This is a genomic window from Gordonia otitidis (assembly GCF_020735545.1).
GTDB classification, from domain to species: domain Bacteria; phylum Actinomycetota; class Actinomycetes; order Mycobacteriales; family Mycobacteriaceae; genus Gordonia; species Gordonia otitidis.
Window position 1 is genome coordinate 4,885,390 of record NZ_CP085974.1, and the last position, 16,358, is coordinate 4,901,747.

Consider the following 16,358-nt stretch of genomic DNA (forward strand, 5'->3'; position numbering starts at 1 on the left):
TGACTCACTTCACTCCTGCTGCCTTCGCGTCCGCCGTGTCGACTGCAGCACCCGAGGTGCCCGTCGACAAGAGACGCTCGACGTACTTGGCGATGACGTCGACTTCGAGATTGACCACGGCGCCCGACTGCGCCGCACCCAGATTCGTTTCGTTCAACGTGGTGGGGATCAGCGAAATTTCGAACCATGCCCCGCCGGTGTCGTCGGTGCCGATCGCCGAGACCGTGAGCGACACACCGTCGACCGTGATCGACCCCTTCTCCACGAGATAGCGGGAGAGTTTGTCACCGATCGCGATGCGAACCACGGTCCAGTGTTCCGAGGGACTGACCGAGACGACGGTCCCGGTGCCGTCAACGTGGCCCTGCACGATGTGGCCGCCGAACCGTCCGTCCGCAGCCATGGCCCGTTCGAGGTTGACCCGGCTGCCCGCGGCGAGGACGTCGAGCGAACTGCGGTTGAGGGACTCGGCCATGACGTCGACGGTGAACTCGCCGTCCGCGGACAATTCGACGACGGTCAGGCAGACACCGTTGACGGCGATCGAATCGCCGTGCGAGGCATCAGAGGTGACCAGGGGGCCGGAAATGGTGAATCGCGCCGAGTCCGAGAGGTCGTCGCGCGCGACGATCGTGCCGAGCTCTTCGACGATGCCGGTGAACAATGTGTGCTCCTGTCCTCACCCGGTGCCGGGTACCCGCCGTGGGTGACCCTGGTGGGCGACCCTCTGGGGCGGACAGGACGACACACCCGTGTCGTCGTGTTCTCTCGCATCCGGACTATGACCGTCGGCTCCGGAATCACACCGGATCTGCTGTCCCCGACCGGACGGTCGGGCGCTCGCGGGCTTGTCGACGCGACCTGATCGCGACCACTCACCGCCGGTGGGGACTCGCACCCCGCCCCGAGAACGTGTGCTTTCGACGCTAGCACGCTGGTCACACGACGCGACACTCACCACTCGCGGTTCACGCACCAACGAGCCCTCACCGGGCGATAATTCCGATCAGCGGGCGTTTCACCCGCGCAGCACCCGTCTCGGGTTCCAGGAAAGGCAGCATCATGTCCGCAGGCACCAGCAGTACCACCGGCAACTCGACACCGTCGACCGGACAGAAGGCGCTCGCACTTGCTGCCCGCAACTGGGTGCCGATCGTGTTGATCGTCGTCGGGATCATCTTCATCGCCCAGAACACCCAACATGTGCGAATCAACTTCCTCGCATTCCACGTCGGTGCGTCGCTGTGGCTGATCCTCACCATCGTTGCGGTTGCCGGTGTCGTCGCCGGCTGGTTCATCGGCAGAAACCGGCTGAAGCGAAAGTAGCGCTCACGCACGCGCCATGCGGATGAGGACGTCGTCCCCGAGTTTCTCGACGGAGGCGGTGGCGAATCGGCGCGCATCGGCGAGCGTGGTGACCATCGGACGATCGACCGACGATGCCCCCGCTCCCAGCACCATCGGCGCGATATACACCTCCACCTCATCGATGAGGTCCGCGTCCGTGAACGCGCCGATGACGGCCGGACCACCCTCGACAACCACCCACGTGGCGTCGGGAACTGCTGCGAGCACATCTGCGGGATCGTGACTCGGGACGGCGAGGAACGGCGCGGCGTCGTCGCGGATGCGTGCCGACTCCGAGATCTCACGCAGTCCCATCGCGATCCGGACCGGCTGATGTGACGCGAGGGTTCCGTCGGGCAACCGCGCCGTCAATGACGGGTCATCGGCGATCACCGTCCCCGTACCCACAACAATCCCGTCGACCTGCGCTCGCTGGCGGTGTGCACGTTCTCGCGACGCCGTCCCGGTGATCCATCGACTGGTGCCGTCGGGCGCGGCGATGCGACCGTCGACGGTCGACGCGATCTTCGCGGTCACGAACGGTCTGCCGTGCCGCTGCCGGAACAGCCACTGCCGCAGCGGACCGTCGCCGACCTCGGTGGCCAGTCGCCCTGATTCGACGACGACGCCCGAGTCGCGGAGCCGCTGCGCCCCACCGCTGGCAGCCGGGTTGGGATCGGTGACGGCGAAGACGACGCGTGCGATTCCCGCGTCGATCAGCGCCTCTGAGCAGGGTCCTGTGCGACCGGTGTGATTGCACGGTTCGAGTGTGACGACCGCCGTCGCGCCGCGCGCCGCAGGTCCTGCCGCGCGCAATGCGACGACCTCGGCATGTGGCCCACCGGGTGGTTGTGTATGACCGGCGGCGACGACCTCGCCGTCGGCAGACACGATGACCGCACCGACCGGCGGATTGGGCGAACTGACACCGAGCGCGCCCGCCGATTCCTCGACGGCGAGCCGCATGGCGGCGTCGAGTACCTCGGAGTCAGTGACCACGAGCCCGGGCCGTCGCGGCCTGCTCACGGAGCGCTGCGACCGCCTTGCCCGGGTCGTCAGCACCGTAGACCGCCGAGCCCGCGACAAAGCAGTCGACACCGGCCTCGGCGGCCTGTTCGATGGTGTCGGCGTTGATCCCGCCGTCGATCTCGACGAGAAGTCGCAGGTCGGAGGAATCGACGATCGTACGTACGATCCTGACCTTCTCGAGCACCTCGGCAATGAACTTCTGACCGCCGAATCCGGGTTCGACGCTCATCACCAGGAGGGTGTCGATGTCACGCAGGATCTCCAGGTAGGGCTCGAGAGGTGTCTTCGGCTTGATGGCCAGGCCCGCTTTGCCGCCCGCCGCACGGATGTCGCGTGCGACGTCGACAGGGTCGTCGGTTGCCTCGGCATGGAATGTCACGTTGTAGGCCCCGGCTTCGGCGTACGGGGGCGCCCAGCGCTTGGGGTCGTCGATCATGAGATGGCAGTCGATCGGGATGTCGGTGGCCTTGAGCAGGCTCTCGACCACGGGAAGTCCGAGGGTCAGGTTGGGCACGAAATGCGCATCCATCACGTCGACGTGCAACCAGTCCGCACGCGTGGGGCCGGGATGCGCGACGGCAGCCGATTCCGCAGCGAGATTGGCGAAGTCGGCGGAGAGAATCGACGGCGCGATCATCGGGGTGTTGGCGTCAGTCATGGCAGTCAATCTAGCCGTACTGCCGGTTCCGCCGTGCAGCGCGTGCGACGGCTGCGGCTGTGCCCACCGTCGACAGGCGCGTCAGCGCTCCACCGGCTCCGTCGGCTCGACAGGTGTCGTCATAGGCGAGCGAACCGCGCGGAACGTCCACAGCTTGTTGACGGCGAAGTTGATGGGCATGGTGATCACGATCGTGATGATCTGGGCCCAGTACTCACGGGAGTGTAGTCCCGCCCCCTCGTGGAAGAACGACGCCGACAGATAAATCGGTGAAGTCGGATTGGTGAAGCCCACCTTGAGGAACATGCCGACGATCGCGGCAACACTTCCGACGGCCAGAAACGGCCAGAACTCCGACCACCAGCTCGCATGCTTTGCGCTTTTGAACGTCCACGTGCGGTTGAGCTGGAAATTGACGCAATTGGCCACCAGGAATCCGACAACCCAGACGATCACGGTGAATCGGATGTTGAAGTCGGTACCGCTGACGTGCCAGAGCACGTCGTTGGCCCTGGCGGTGCCCCCGTGTGCCTTGTTCAACAGGATCGCGACGATCATGTTGACGACGACCCCGCATGCTCCGACGATGCCGAAACGGACGAATTGGCCCATGCTACGGATGTGTTCGGCGTACCGGACGTCGCGAGTATCGATCACGTATGGGCAATATACGTGGTCGCGGCTCAAACTCACGCACTGAGAATCCGCGCGCCGTCGGAAACGAGTGCGATCGTGTGCTCGGAATGTGCCGCATGTCGACCATCCGCCATGCGCAATGTCCAGCCGTCGTCGTCGACGACGAGGTCGGCGGATCCACGTCCCCACCAGGGCTCGATGGCCAATGTCATCCCCTCGAGGAGTCGCGGTCCACGGTTCCGCCTACCGGCATTAGGGATGTGGGGATCCTCGTGCATCGTGCGCCCGAGGCCGTGTCCACCGAAGTCGGTGTTCACCTGATATCCGGCCGCGGCCGCAACCTTCCCGATGGCTGCGGAGATGTCGCCGAGGCGTCCGCCGGGTCGCGCCGCGTCGATGCCCGCCTGCAGTGCCTGTCTCGTCGACTCGATCATCGCGACATCGCCGGGATCCGGGGTGAACGACGGATCCGACTCACCGACGATGACCGTCTTGGCCGCGTCCGCGACCCAGCCGTCGATCGAGACGGCGAAATCGAGTGTGAGGACCGAGCCGTTGTGGAGAATCCGATCGTGCGGCAGCCCGTGGAGCACGGCATCGTCGACCGAGAGACAGATGACGTTGCGGAAGGGGCCGCTTCCGAACGACGGCGCGTAATCCCAGTAACACGAGACGGCACCCCGCGCGTCGATCATGGCGCGCGCTCGCTGTTCGAGATCGAGAAGATTGATCCCGGGTTCGGCGCGACTCGCCAGGTCGTCGAGGACCTCGGCGACGAACCGTCCCGTCACCGCCATCTTCTCGATCTCGCCCGGGGTCTTCAGTTCGATCACATGCGCCTCCCGTCCAAGTCGTCCAGCGACGTGCCTCCGGTATTCCCAGTATCTCACCGGAGACACTTCGGAAGATCGAGGCCGGCCGGATCCCGAGTCCGGGTTTCGGCACCGTTTCCTTCGCGCGATTCCAGCCTCGGCCGACGGTCCTCACCCCTGATCGGGCAGTGCGGCAACCACTTCGCGATCAAATTCCCGTGGGTGCGAGTAGTCGGAGGAGGGCGACGATGTCCGCATCCTCGAGCGATCGTTCTGTGGCCATCACGCGATACCAGATGAACCCGAACACGACGTCCGCGACCAGGTCGGCCGATGTCCCGACCGGCGCATCACCACGCATCTGAGCCCGCTCGACGATCTCGACAAGCGCCGCACGCCGCCGATTCAGGAACCCTTCCCGGAATCGCTCCGCGAACTCGGGATTGATCTGCGAGTCGGCCATCAGACTGCGCAACAGCTCAGCCAGTCCCGGCACCCGGAGAAGGCGGAACGAATCCCGCAGGAACTGCTCCAGATCGTCACGGAAGGCGCCACGGTCGGTGGTGGACACATGGAGATCGGCCTTCGTGGCGGCGGCCTCGAGTAGGACGTCAGCCTTGGTCGGCCACCACCTGTAGACCGTCTGCTTGCCGACTCCTGCACGCGTCGCGATGCCCTCGATCGTCAGACCTCGATAACCCGCTTCGCGGATGAGCTCGAATGCGGCGGTCAGGATGGCCAGCCGCGACTGCTGGCTGCGTTTCGGGCCTCGCCGGCCCCTTTCTTCGTCGGACATGATCGCAAGCCTACCAATCACGAGACGCAACGGTCCGCAATTGCTGCTAGCGTCAATTGCGAACCACAACGTCTCGTGAAGGGATTCACATCATGCCCACATCACTCATCATCGGCGGGAGCTCGGGAATCGGACTCGCCACAGCCATCCGGCTCGCCGCGCGTCACGACGTCGTCCACATCGCAGGACGCACCGCGAAGTCACTCGCCGCCGCGACGACGAGTCATCCGTCGCTCATCCCCCACGAGCTCGACGCCGGCGACGTCGGGCAGGTCGCTGCCGTGGCAGCGGAGATCGGTGTCGTCGACCGACTCATCGTCACGGTGAGCGGCAACAAGGGTGCCGGCCCATTGTCCGACATCGAACTCGACTGTCTGCGAACCGCTTTCGAGGAGAAGTTCTGGCCGACCATCGCGACGATCAAAGCGATGCTGCCCCACCTGGCCCACGCGGGATCGATCACTCTCGTCGGTGCAATCACCGCTCGGGCCGGAATGCCGGGGACAGCGGGCATCGGCGCCCTCAACGCCGCGGTGGAGGGGCTGGTGGCTCCGCTCGCTGCGGAGCTGGCGCCCACGCGCGTCAACGCGGTCTCGCCCGGCTACGTCGATACCCCGTGGTGGAGCATGCTCGACGACGCGGGCCGCGAGGCGATGTTCCGCGAGGTCGCAGCAGGGCTGCCGACTGGGCGGATCGCGGCCGCAGACGACATCGCACAGGTCATCGAGCTACTTGCCACCAACCCGAATATCACCGGGACCGTCGTCGAATCCGACGGTGGGGCCCGCGTCGCCTGAACTGCACCGCAGCGACGCGCTCACTCCTTCGTCAGCGCCGCCAGGAACATCGCGTCGGTGCCCTGCCGGTGTGGCCAGAGCTGCACGTGCGGGCCGTCGCCGATCTCCTCGGTACCGACGAGCGGCCGGGCGTCGAGCTGACGGGCCTCGGGGACGTCGGCAAGAACGCCGGCGACGAGTTCTGTCGTCTCCGCGGGGTGCGGCGAGCACGTCGAATACACGACGACGCCGCCTGGACGAACCATACGCAAAGCCTCCGTGAGCAATTCGCGCTGCAGCCCCACCAGTTCATCGACGTCTGCGGGTGTGCGCCGCCACCGGGCCTCGGGTCGGCGACGCAGGGAACCCAGCCCCGAACACGGTGCGTCGAGCAGGATTCTGTCGTAGCCGGGTGCCAAGCCGGTCTCCGCGGTGAGATCGCGCGCGTCCCCGACGTGCACGTCGACCGGCATGTCGCGCGTGACCCCGCGGATCAGGTCTGCGCGGTGTTCGCTCACCTCGACGGCGTCGACGTGCGCGCCGTCGATGTCGGCAATAGCGCCGATGAGCGCGGCCTTGCCGCCGGGACCGGCGCACATGTCCAGCCACCGGCCGCCGTCCTCCCCGACGTCGGCTGCGGTGACGGCCCGCGCCACGAGCTGACTGCCCTCGTCCTGTACGCCGGCGTACCCCTGCCGAACAGCCTCGATGTCGCCGGGATCGCCGCCGGGCAGATACACCGCATACGGCGAATAGCGCCCGACCTCACCGCCGCTCGTGAGCGCCAACTCCTCGGCCGTGATCAGTCCGGGACGCGCGACGAGGTGAACGGGGGGCCGCTCGTCGTCGGCGGCGAGGGCAGCCTGCAATTCGCCCGCGGAGCCGCCGAGCGCGTCGGCGAACACCTGCGCGATCCAGCGCGGGTGCGCGTAGCGGAATGCCAGATTGCCGACGAGATCCTCCGCCATCGAAGGGGCGAGTTGGTCGACCCACAGGTCCTCGTCACGCTGGGAGATCTTGCGCAGCACGGCATTGACGAAACCCGAAGGGCCCATTCCCTTTTCGCTACGGACCAGGTCAACCGACGTCGAGACCGCCGCATGGGCTCCGATGCGGGTGCGCAGCAGTTGGTAGGCACCGAGGCGCAGGACGTCGAGGACGTCCCCGTCGATCTCGGACACCGGACGGTTCGCCGCGGCAGCGATCACGGCGTCGAGCGTGCCGAGCGCCCGGGCGGTGCCGTAGGTCAGTTCGGTCGCCAGAGCGGCATCGCGCCCGGTGATCTTCCGCTCCCGCAGCAGTTTCGGCAGCACGAGGTTGGCGTATGCGTCACGCTCGCGGACGGCCCGCAACACATCGCGTGCCGTCTCACGGACCGGGTCGACGGGCTTTCTCCTGAGTTTCGGGTCGCTCATGCCAGCACCGTCTCGTCGTCGAGACGGGCACCGCGCGCCCAGTCGGTCGCGGGCATCTGCTTCTTCCCCGGCGGCTGTACCCAGCCGAGGCGTACCGGTTCGGTACCGGTGCCGACGAAGACAGCCTTCTTGGTGACGGCTACGCGTCCCGGCGCGAGTTCGGTCGGCGCTGCCGGATCGTCGCCCTCGACGAGACCGACCGGTCCGATCTTGACGCGCGCGTCGCCCAGGGTCGTCCAGGCACCCGGCGCGGGCGTGTGCGCCCGGATACGCCGATCGACCAGGTGCGCAGGAAGATCCCACCGGACGCGTGCGTCGTCGACCTCGACCTTCGGTGCGTGACTGACACCTTCCGCGGGTTGCGGCACCGGTGACAGCGCCCCCGCAGCGATCCCGTCGACGGTCGACATCAGCAGTCCCGAGCCGGCCCGCGCAAGCCGCTCGAGCAGTTCACCGCTCGTGTCGGTCGGCCTGATCATCTCGGTCAGGACGCCGTACACCGGTCCGGTGTCGAGGCCCTTCTCCAGCAGGAACGTGCTGGCGCCCGTGGTCTCGTCGCCGGCGGCGATCGCCGCCTGCACGGGCGCGGCGCCGCGCCACGCAGGCAGTACGGAGAAGTGCAGGTTGATCCAACCGTGCGTCGGGATCCCGAGGACGTCCGGTGGGATCAGACCGCCGTAGGCGACGACGGCCCCCACGTCGGGTTGCCACCCACGGAGTGTGTCGGCGACGTCGGGTTCGGACATCCGGCGCGGTGTGATGACCTCGATGCCGTTGGCGTCGGCCAGTTCGGCGACCGGCGAGCGCGACACCTTACGACCGCGTCCCGCGACAGCATCGGGGCGCGAGATCACTCCGACGACCTCGTGGTCGGGCGACTCGATCAGTCGCTGCAGTGACGGCACCGCCACCTCGGGTGTTCCGGCGAACACGATCCGCACGTCGATGCTCCTTCGATGTCGTGACGCGCATGGTCTGCGCTCATCCGATGGTAGGTGGGTCGACCTGAACGCGGACCGCTCCGGTCTCGTGATGGGTGTTGCGACGGACCTGGGCCTCGGTCAGCGCTGCGGTCAGCTGCCGTCCATGTCGTCGGTCGGTGCGTACGAGGAGGCGTTCGAGCTCGGCGCCCTCGGGAACCCCGGCGGGCGGACGCACGCCCGCGGGTAACGGAACCGGCCCCAGGACGTCGGCGCCCTCGGGCAACTCGATCAGGTCGGTGAAGGCGTTGACCGATGCCGTGTCACCGTCGATCGAGGCCATCGTGACCGCGGGCGGGAAGCCGAGCTCGACCCGGTTGGCCAGTTCGTGCGCCGCAAATCCCACCGGATCCCAGCGGATGACGGCCTGCACCGGTGTCAACGCGGCATCGGCAACGATCACCATCGCACCGCCGTCGCCACGCGGACGGATGAGCGCACCGACCGACATCCAGCGTCGTACTGCATTCTCGTCGACCCGCAGATCGAAGCGATCGAGCTGAGCCCATGTGTCGAGAACCACGGCTGCCCCGTAGCCGCGTTCGGCGACCGGTTCGGCGCCGGGGGTCGACACCACGACGCGCGCGCCGTCGTCGATGTGGTCGACGATCGAGCTCCCACCGCTGGTGAGCACCGGAACACCCGCGAACGCGCGCCCGAGTTCTTCTGCCGTGCGCCGCGCCCCCGTCGTCAGCGCGCGGACATTGGTGCCGCCGCATTCGACGCAACGGAAGCTGAGTTCGACACGCCCGCACCACCGGCAGGTGAGCTTCTGATCGGCACTCATCTGCATCGGCCCGTGGCACGCCCGGCACCTCACATGCGTGCGACACCGTGCGCACGCGAGTGAGGGGATGTACCCGCGCCTCGGCACACTGAACAGCACCGGGGTATCGGCGGCGACGGCCTTGCGGGCGACGTCGAATGCCACGGCGGGGATACGGGCACTGCGCGCCAGCGGATCACGCGCCACGCGAGCATCCTCGTCGCTGATCGCGTCGACCTTCGGGCTGCGCTCACGGATGAGCGCACGCTCGGCGACGAGGTCGTGCGCCCATCCGGACTCGACCAGCACTTGCGCTTCTGCAGTTCGTGCGAACCCGCCGATCACCAGACCGCCCCGCTCGATATGCGAACGCAGGACCGCCACCTCCCGCGGATGCGGATACGGGGCGCGCGGCTCGTCCAGACTGTCGTCGCCGTCATCCCAGATGACGATCAACCCGAGATCGTGGACCGGCGCGAAAACCGCGCTACGGGTACCCAGCACGACGTCGGCCGCCCCACGACGTACGGCGAGCCAGCGTCGATATCGTGCGGTCGGCCCTAGACCAGCGGCCAGGGTGACGCACCGATCGCCGAGCAGGGGTTCGCATGCAGCCGACAGCCTGTCGAGATCGCGCTGATCCGGTACGACGATGACGACACCCCGGCCCGCTGCGGCCACGTGCGCCGCGAGCTCGGCGAGACGCGTCGGCCAATCCTCCCCCGGCGTGGCCTGCCACAGAGCGCGCGGAGCGCCCTCGGCCAGCGAATCCAGGAAGGAGTCGGCGGTGACATAGGCCCGCCAGCCACCGCGATCAGGCTCGACGATCTCCGAGGTCGGCGCCGCGGATTCTTCCTTCTCCGTCCGGGCGTGTCGGGGCGGCACCGCCAGTCGGACGACGTCCGACATGGTGCCCGCATACCGCTGCGCCACCGCCCGGCACACCTGCATCATCTCCGGCGACAGCACCGCCTCGGGCGAGACGACCCGTTCGAGCCAGCCCAGCTTGCCCGGGTGATCGGACTCGGCGACCCGATCGAGCAGGAAACCGTCGACGAGTCGTCCGGCGAAACGCACGCGTACCCGGACGCCGGGCACGGCATCACCGTCCTGCTCGGCGCTGATCAGATAGTCGAAAGGCCGGTCGAGGTGGGCCAACCCGAGCATGGGCAGGACCTTCGCGACCGGCTTCGACGCGGCACGTTCCGTCAGGGAACTGCGGCTGTGTCTAGAGACCCGCTGCTGCGCGCAGCTTCTCGGCCCGGTCGGTGTTCTCCCAGGGCAGATCCAGGTCGGTACGGCCGAAGTGACCGTAGGCCGCCGTCGGACCGTAGATGGGGCGGAGCAGATCGAGGTCGCGGATGATGGCGAGCGGACGCAGGTCGAAGGTCTCGGCGATGGCCTTGCGGATCACCTCGGGATCGGTCTTCTCCGTGCCGAAGGTCTCCACGAACAGACCGACGGGCGCGGCCTTGCCGATGGCGTAGGCGACCTGAACCTCGATGCGGCTTGCCAGACCCGCGGCGACGGCGTTCTTGGCAACCCATCGCATCGCATATGCGGCGCTGCGGTCGACCTTCGACGGATCCTTGCCGGAGAACGCGCCGCCACCGTGGCGGGCCATGCCGCCGTAGGTGTCGACGATGATCTTGCGACCGGTCAGGCCTGCGTCGCCCATGGGTCCGCCGAGAACGAACTTGCCGGTGGGGTTGACGAGGAGTCGGTACCCGTCGGTCGTCAGGCCGGGGAGGTCCAGTTCGGCGAGGACGCGATCGACCACCTGCGACTTGATGTCGGGCGTGAGCATCCGCTCGAGGTCGATGTCGGCCGCATGCTGCGTCGAGACGACGACCGTGTCGAGGCGGACAGGTGTGTCGCCGTCGTATTCGATGGTGACCTGTGTCTTGCCGTCGGGACGCAGGTACGGCAGCGTTCCGTTCTTACGGACCTCGGTCAGCCGACGGGACAGGCGATGCGCCAGCGCGATCGGTACCGGCATCAGCTCAGGCGTCTCGTTGGTGGCGTAACCGAACATCAGGCCCTGGTCGCCCGCGCCCTGCGCGTCGATCTCGTCTTCGGAGATGCCGCTGCGGCTCTCATGTGAGTTGAACACACCACCGGCGATGTCGGGTGACTGTGCGCCGATCGCCACGTTGACACCGCACGACGCGCCGTCGAAGCCCTTGGTGGACGAGTCGTATCCGATCTCGAGGATCTTGCTGCGCACGATGCCCGGGATGTCGACGTATGCGGTCGTCGTGACCTCTCCCGCGACGTGGACCTGTCCGGTGGTGACGAGGGTCTCCACGGCCACCCGGGCCTTGGGATCGTCGGCGAGGATCGCGTCTAGCACCGAATCGCTGATGGCGTCGCAGATCTTGTCCGGATGTCCCTCCGTGACCGACTCACTGGTGAACAGACGTGACGCAGAGCTGGTCATGTGATCCTCTCAAACTCGTGTCCCCCCACAGGGAGCACACGACGACGCCTGACGGGTCGCCGTTGGTGGTCTCGTGGCCTCTAAACCTACACACTCGTCCCGACAATCGACCGACGAGGGCAAGCGCGCACCTAATCAGGCAGCAAAGCGTGGACTTCGTCAAGTATTCGGCTCGCCATGAGGGTTTTCGAGCCGAACGGAAGTGACGTCTCGTTGCCGTTCGAGGACAGCAGCCACCCCGTGTTGTCCTCGGTGCCGAACGCCTTGCCGTCGCCGACCGCGTTCACCACGAGCAGGTCACAGCCTTTTCGACGGAGCTTCGCACGACCGTGGTCGAGGACACCGCCGTGCTCGTCGCCGGTCTCGGCGGCGAAGCCGACGATCACGACCTCAGACGGGATCGTCCCGGACTCGCGGGACTCGACCAACCCCCGGAGGATGTCCGGATTGGTCGTCAGCTCGATGGGCGCGGGCCCGTCGTCGTTCTTCTTGATCTTGGTGTCGTTCACGCTGACCGGCCGGAAATCGGCCACAGCGGCCGCCATGATCACGGCGTCGGCATCTGCGGCGCGCTTGGTCATCTCGTCGGCGAGCTCGCGTGCATCCTCGATGTGCACGACCTCCACGCCTGCGGGCTCGCCCGCCTCGTTGGTCGATCCCGCGACGACCGTCACGTGGGCACCGCGCTGCGCTGCGGCCCGGGCGAGTGCGAAACCCTGCTTGCCAGAACTGCGATTACCCAGGAAGCGGACGGGATCGAGCGGTTCACGGGTGCCGCCCGCGCTGATGACGATGCGCACGCCCGCCAGGTCGTACGGCAGTGCGTCTGACCGGTCGAGCAACAGTTCACCGAGCAGCGCGATCTCCTGCGGCTCGGGCAGGCGCCCTGCGCCGGTGTCGCGACCGGTGAGACGGCCGGAGGCCGGTGTGACGACGGTGGCGCCGCGCTCACGCAGCGTGGCGACGTTCGCCTGGGTCGCCGGGTGCTCCCACATCTCCGTGTGCATGGCGGGCACGAACATCACCGGGCACGTCGCCGTCAGCAACGACGCGGTGAGGAGATCGTCGGCTCGACCGATCGCGGCGCGGGCCATCAGGTCGGCCGTGGCGGGTGCAACGATCACCAGGTCGGCATTCTGGCCGAGCCGGACGTGCGGAACCTGATCGACGTGCTCGAAGACCTCAGCAGACACCGGATGCCCCGACAGCGCCTCGAACGTCGCCGCGCCCACGAATTCGAGCGCGGCGCGGGTCGGGATGACACGCACCTCGTGACCGGTCTCGGTGAAGTGCCGGATGACCGAACAGACCTTGTAGGCGGCGATGCCGCCACCGACACCGACCAGAATGCGCCGCTTGACGCCCGGAGTGGTCATCTCGCGGTGGTGGTTACTCGCCCTCGGTGTGCTGCAGCAGATCCGAGTGGATCTCGCGCATCGCGATCGACAGCGGCTTCTCCTGCATGCCCGGCTCGACCAGTGGGCCGACGTATTCGAGGATGCCGTCGCCGAGCTGGTTGTAGTAGTCGTTGATCTGCCGAGCGCGCTTGGCCGCGTAGATGACCAAGGCGTACTTCGATGACGCCCGCTCGAGCAGATCGTCGATCGGAGGGTTGGTGATGCCGAGCGGCGTGTCGTACGACGGGGCGTCGACGATCTCGGTGGTGTCGAAATTGGCTTGCGTGCTCACGCGAACTCCTGCGTTGATCTGGGCGAGGCTAGTGGGGCGAAACGGGTGGGGCCTGAGCGGCTCCGGCCACGGTGTCGGGTCCAACCAGCAAGGATACCAATTGGCGGGCCGCCGAGTCGACTTCGGTGTTGACCACCACATGGTCGAACTCGCCTTGTGCGTCCATTTCGGACTTGGCGGTGGCAAGTCGGCGTTGCGCTGCCTCCGGGGTCTCGGTGCCTCGCCCCTCGAGCCTCTCGACGAGAGAATCCCAACTGGGCGGGGCCAAGAACACCGTGATGGCTTCGGGAAGTCGACGGACAGCGTTACGCGCACCGGCCAAGTCCACTTCCAACAGTACCGGCTCGTTGCGCGCCAGCGCGTCTTCGACGGGCTTCGCCGGCGTGCCGGAGCGTTGCAGTCCACCGTGGATCTCGGCCCATTCGAGGAACTCGTCGTCGGCGATCATCCGATCGAACTCGGTATCGGAGACGAAGAAGTAGTCGCGGCCGTCGACCTCCCCCGGCCGCGGTGCCCGGGTGGTGGCGGAGACGCTGAAGAAGAGGTTGGGCACGAGCTCGCGGACTCGCCGCACGACGGTCGACTTACCCACGGCCGAGGGGCCGACCAGAATAACCAGTCGGCCCCTCGTATGTGTGTTCTGCCCGCTCAGGACGGGAACTTCTCGAGCAGCGCCTTGCGCTGACGATCGCCGAGTCCGCGCAGGCGGCGGGTCGGGGCGATCTCGAGTTCGGTCATGATCTCCTGTGCCTTGACCTTGCCGACCTTGGGCAGGGCCTCGAGCAGAGCGGAGACCTTCATCTTGCCGAGAATCTCATCGGTCTCGGCATCCTTGAGCACCTGGGAGAGGTCGGTGCCACCGCGCTTGAGACGCTCCTTGAGCTCGGCGCGTGCTCGGCGAGCGGCAGCAGCCTTCTCCAACGCAGCGGCGCGCTGCTCGTCTGTCAACTGGGGAAGCGCCACGGGTTCCTCCGTCTTTCGTTCTCGAACTGACTACACCAGCGCCCGGGGCAGGCGTCCGGTGGCGTGTGGCCGCGTGTCTCGGCGTGCGCGTCGCCCGGTGTCGGGCGCCACCACGTCGAATGACGGCGGCGAAAGCGACCGTACCCATCTGAACAGGCATTTGCGAGAGGCACCCCCGCGATCTCGGTCGGCCTCGGTGATGTAGGGAGGTTCCAAACTCCCTGCTCACCGATGACCCGGCAGAGCCTACGCGGTTGCTGTGACAGACCACGAATCCGAGCGAAACCGCAGGTCACAGACCCGGCTCTGCGGCACGTGAGTTTCCGATGCCATGGAGTCGTCGATACACCTCGAACCACGCCTGATACTGCTGTGACAGCAGTTGCGACCGACAAACTCGACGAATTGGTGCGCGCCTTGAGCGTGTCGCGCGCCCGCGAGCTCGACGTTCCCCTGCGCTGACGCCCACATCCACCGATCGGGGGATGCGCTGATCATCCTGCTGATCAGTCCGTCGGCGGAGGTTGCGCAAGGCTCCTGAACGGCAAGGTCATTGGTGTCAGAACAGCGACCACGCCCCCACAGGACGCGGCCCCAGTCGCAAGGAGAAGCACCATGAACGCCAACGACAACACCGGCAACACCGCCCCTGAGACGAACGCCTCAACTCGCAAGACCTTCGCGATCCGCACCGCGGCCGTCGTCGCAGGACTTGGCATCGCAAGCACACTGGCCGCCGTCGGAGTCGGCGCGGCACACGCGGGCACCCTGCCCGTAACCCACCCGGGAGAGCCGACCGTCGCCATGACCATCACCAACCACACCGATCACACCGAGTTCTACGCGGGCGGCACACCGGGCTCCGGTCGGTGGATCAATGCACCCCAGTTCGCTCTGGCACCCGGGGCCAGTGAGGTCGTCACCGCAAGCGCGCCGTACTCGGCGTCGGAGACGGTGCTCGTCAACTACCAGGTCGGCGCTTTCGGTCCGCGTGCGATCTACGAACTGGAGAACGTCCGCGGCGACGTGAACACCAACATGACCGGCACCACCGGTGGCCACTACTTCGTCAATGCCTCGGTTGCGAGTGGATTCCCCAACGCGAACGCCGTGTATGACCTGTGGTGAGACCTCAGCGGTGACACGAACCAGCAGGAGGCCCGTCCGGGACGAATGTGTCGGGCGGGCGTCCTGATCGTCGAGAACCCGACGATCAGGACAGGGCGGCCTCTACCTCGTCCCGAGCAACTGTGAACGCCGCCTGCAGCGCCGCAACGTCGGGACCCGCGCGCAACACCCCGCGGGAACTCGCCGGGAGCACCCAGGCGGGGTCGGCACCGTCGAAGACCTCCGGCAGATCCGCGGCCGTGGCCCCCTGCGCTCCGAGCCCTGGAGCCAGGATCGGGCCGTTCAGACCGCTCAGATCGAGCCCGTGAGCGCGGGTCGCCCCGACGACCAGCCCGACCGTCGCCGCCCCGTCTGCATTCTGTTCCGCGGCAGCGTCGACGATCGACTGTCCGACAGTCCGGTCGGCCGTCGAGGCCAGCTGGACGCCAGCGCCTTCCGGGTTCGACGTCCGCGCCAGCACGAAGACACCTCGTCCCCCGGCGCGTGCCGACGTGATCGCGGGCGACAACGACACGAACCCGAGGTAAGGCGACACCGTGACCGCATCGGAGCACAGCGGTGATCGCTCGTCGAGCCAGGCGTGTGCGTAGGCCTCCATCGTCGAGCCGATGTCGCCGCGCTTGGCATCGGCGAGCACCACCGCACCCGCGGCACGACAGCCCGAGATCACGTCCTCGAGGACAGCGAAACCCGCCGCTCCGAAGGCCTCGAAGAAGGCGACCTGCGGTTTGATCACGGCTGCCACCGGACCGAGCGCCTCGACGCAGATGTCGGCGAATTGCCGCAGTCCGCCGGCGTCGACGGGAAGCCCCCACTGTTCGAGCAACCCCACGTGTGGGTCGATTCCGGCACACAGCCGTCCGCGATCGGCAACAGCAGATCGATACCGACTCGCGAAACCTGCTGTCTCCGAACGCGTCACG

18 protein-coding genes and 1 riboswitch are annotated in these 16,358 nt (G+C 67.2%); of the genes, 3 read left to right on the forward strand and 15 right to left on the reverse strand.

All coding sequences use genetic code 11. The features are described 5' to 3' along the window. Window positions 1–4 precede the first annotated feature (4 nt). On the reverse strand, window positions 5–664 hold the full coding sequence (locus LK459_RS22075) for a riboflavin synthase (protein WP_227920795.1): 660 nt from the start codon (window positions 662–664) through the stop codon (window positions 5–7). A gap of 94 nt (window positions 665–758) precedes the next feature. Next, window positions 759–916: riboswitch (FMN riboswitch) on the reverse strand. A gap of 146 nt (window positions 917–1,062) precedes the next feature. Between LK459_RS22075 and LK459_RS22080 the strand changes: the two genes are divergently transcribed. Further along, entirely contained in the window at window positions 1,063–1,326 is a 264-nt protein-coding gene (locus LK459_RS22080; protein ID WP_007237442.1) for a lipopolysaccharide assembly protein LapA domain-containing protein, read from the forward strand. A gap of 3 nt (window positions 1,327–1,329) precedes the next feature. On the opposite strand, the gene ribD is transcribed toward LK459_RS22080, so the two are convergent. The 5 genes from ribD to LK459_RS22105 form a co-directional block, all read right to left on the reverse strand. Further along, the gene (gene ribD, locus LK459_RS22085; RefSeq protein ID WP_407648827.1) at window positions 1,330–2,313 is read right to left on the reverse strand and encodes a bifunctional diaminohydroxyphosphoribosylaminopyrimidine deaminase/5-amino-6-(5-phosphoribosylamino)uracil reductase RibD; all 984 of its coding nucleotides are present in this window, start codon (window positions 2,311–2,313) and stop codon (window positions 1,330–1,332) included. A gap of 22 nt (window positions 2,314–2,335) precedes the next feature. Then, on the reverse strand, window positions 2,336–3,034 hold the full coding sequence (gene rpe, locus LK459_RS22090) for a ribulose-phosphate 3-epimerase (RefSeq protein ID WP_227920797.1): 699 nt from the start codon (window positions 3,032–3,034) through the stop codon (window positions 2,336–2,338). 81 nt (window positions 3,035–3,115) lie between these two features. Next, the gene (locus tag LK459_RS22095; RefSeq protein ID WP_174299116.1) at window positions 3,116–3,646 is read right to left on the reverse strand and encodes a GtrA family protein; all 531 of its coding nucleotides are present in this window, start codon (window positions 3,644–3,646) and stop codon (window positions 3,116–3,118) included. Window positions 3,647–3,723: 77 nt separating this feature from the next. Beyond that, window positions 3,724–4,503 (reverse strand): type I methionyl aminopeptidase, encoded by a 780-nt coding sequence (map, locus tag LK459_RS22100; protein ID WP_227920799.1) that lies wholly within the window; start codon window positions 4,501–4,503, stop codon window positions 3,724–3,726. Between the two features lie 187 nt (window positions 4,504–4,690). After that, a complete protein-coding gene (locus LK459_RS22105) occupies window positions 4,691–5,278 on the reverse strand; it encodes a TetR/AcrR family transcriptional regulator (RefSeq protein ID WP_227920800.1) in 588 nt (195 codons plus the stop codon). Between the two features lie 92 nt (window positions 5,279–5,370). On the opposite strand from LK459_RS22105, the gene LK459_RS22110 reads away from it, so the two are divergent. Then, window positions 5,371–6,075, forward strand: coding sequence for an SDR family oxidoreductase (locus LK459_RS22110; protein WP_227920802.1), 705 nt, complete (start codon window positions 5,371–5,373; stop codon window positions 6,073–6,075). 20 nt (window positions 6,076–6,095) lie between these two features. On the opposite strand, the gene LK459_RS22115 is transcribed toward LK459_RS22110, so the two are convergent. The 8 genes from LK459_RS22115 to mihF form a co-directional block, all read right to left on the reverse strand. After that, window positions 6,096–7,469 carry an RsmB/NOP family class I SAM-dependent RNA methyltransferase gene (locus LK459_RS22115; protein ID WP_227920803.1) on the reverse strand — a complete coding sequence of 458 codons (1,374 nt, stop codon included), beginning with the start codon at window positions 7,467–7,469 and terminating at the stop codon, window positions 6,096–6,098. Then, on the reverse strand, window positions 7,466–8,410 hold the full coding sequence (gene fmt / locus LK459_RS22120) for a methionyl-tRNA formyltransferase (protein ID WP_227920804.1): 945 nt from the start codon (window positions 8,408–8,410) through the stop codon (window positions 7,466–7,468). The genes LK459_RS22115 and fmt overlap by 4 nt, the downstream gene beginning before the upstream one ends. Before the next feature lie 40 nt (window positions 8,411–8,450). Continuing rightward, on the reverse strand, window positions 8,451–10,382 hold the full coding sequence (locus tag LK459_RS22125; RefSeq protein ID WP_227920805.1) for a primosomal protein N': 1,932 nt from the start codon (window positions 10,380–10,382) through the stop codon (window positions 8,451–8,453). A gap of 61 nt (window positions 10,383–10,443) precedes the next feature. Then, window positions 10,444–11,655 carry a methionine adenosyltransferase gene (metK, locus tag LK459_RS22130; protein ID WP_227920806.1) on the reverse strand — a complete coding sequence of 404 codons (1,212 nt, stop codon included), beginning with the start codon at window positions 11,653–11,655 and terminating at the stop codon, window positions 10,444–10,446. A 131-nt stretch (window positions 11,656–11,786) separates the two neighbouring features. Next, window positions 11,787–13,031 (reverse strand): bifunctional phosphopantothenoylcysteine decarboxylase/phosphopantothenate--cysteine ligase CoaBC, encoded by a 1,245-nt coding sequence (gene coaBC / locus LK459_RS22135; protein ID WP_227920807.1) that lies wholly within the window; start codon window positions 13,029–13,031, stop codon window positions 11,787–11,789. Between the two features lie 13 nt (window positions 13,032–13,044). Next, the gene (rpoZ, locus tag LK459_RS22140) at window positions 13,045–13,344 is read right to left on the reverse strand and encodes a DNA-directed RNA polymerase subunit omega (RefSeq protein WP_007239404.1); all 300 of its coding nucleotides are present in this window, start codon (window positions 13,342–13,344) and stop codon (window positions 13,045–13,047) included. 28 nt (window positions 13,345–13,372) lie between these two features. Then, window positions 13,373–13,996 carry a guanylate kinase gene (gmk, locus tag LK459_RS22145; RefSeq protein WP_039994152.1) on the reverse strand — a complete coding sequence of 208 codons (624 nt, stop codon included), beginning with the start codon at window positions 13,994–13,996 and terminating at the stop codon, window positions 13,373–13,375. Next, window positions 13,993–14,307 (reverse strand): integration host factor, actinobacterial type, encoded by a 315-nt coding sequence (mihF, locus tag LK459_RS22150; protein WP_007239402.1) that lies wholly within the window; start codon window positions 14,305–14,307, stop codon window positions 13,993–13,995. The genes gmk and mihF overlap by 4 nt, the downstream gene beginning before the upstream one ends. A 615-nt stretch (window positions 14,308–14,922) precedes the next feature. On the opposite strand from mihF, the gene LK459_RS22155 reads away from it, so the two are divergent. Further along, on the forward strand, window positions 14,923–15,435 hold the full coding sequence (locus LK459_RS22155; protein WP_227920809.1) for a hypothetical protein: 513 nt from the start codon (window positions 14,923–14,925) through the stop codon (window positions 15,433–15,435). Window positions 15,436–15,520: 85 nt separating this feature from the next. On the opposite strand, the gene pyrF is transcribed toward LK459_RS22155, so the two are convergent. Beyond that, window positions 15,521–16,357, reverse strand: a complete 837-nt coding sequence (pyrF, locus tag LK459_RS22160; RefSeq protein WP_227920811.1) for an orotidine-5'-phosphate decarboxylase — start codon at window positions 16,355–16,357, stop codon at window positions 15,521–15,523. Between the last annotated feature and the right edge of the window lies 1 nt (window position 16,358).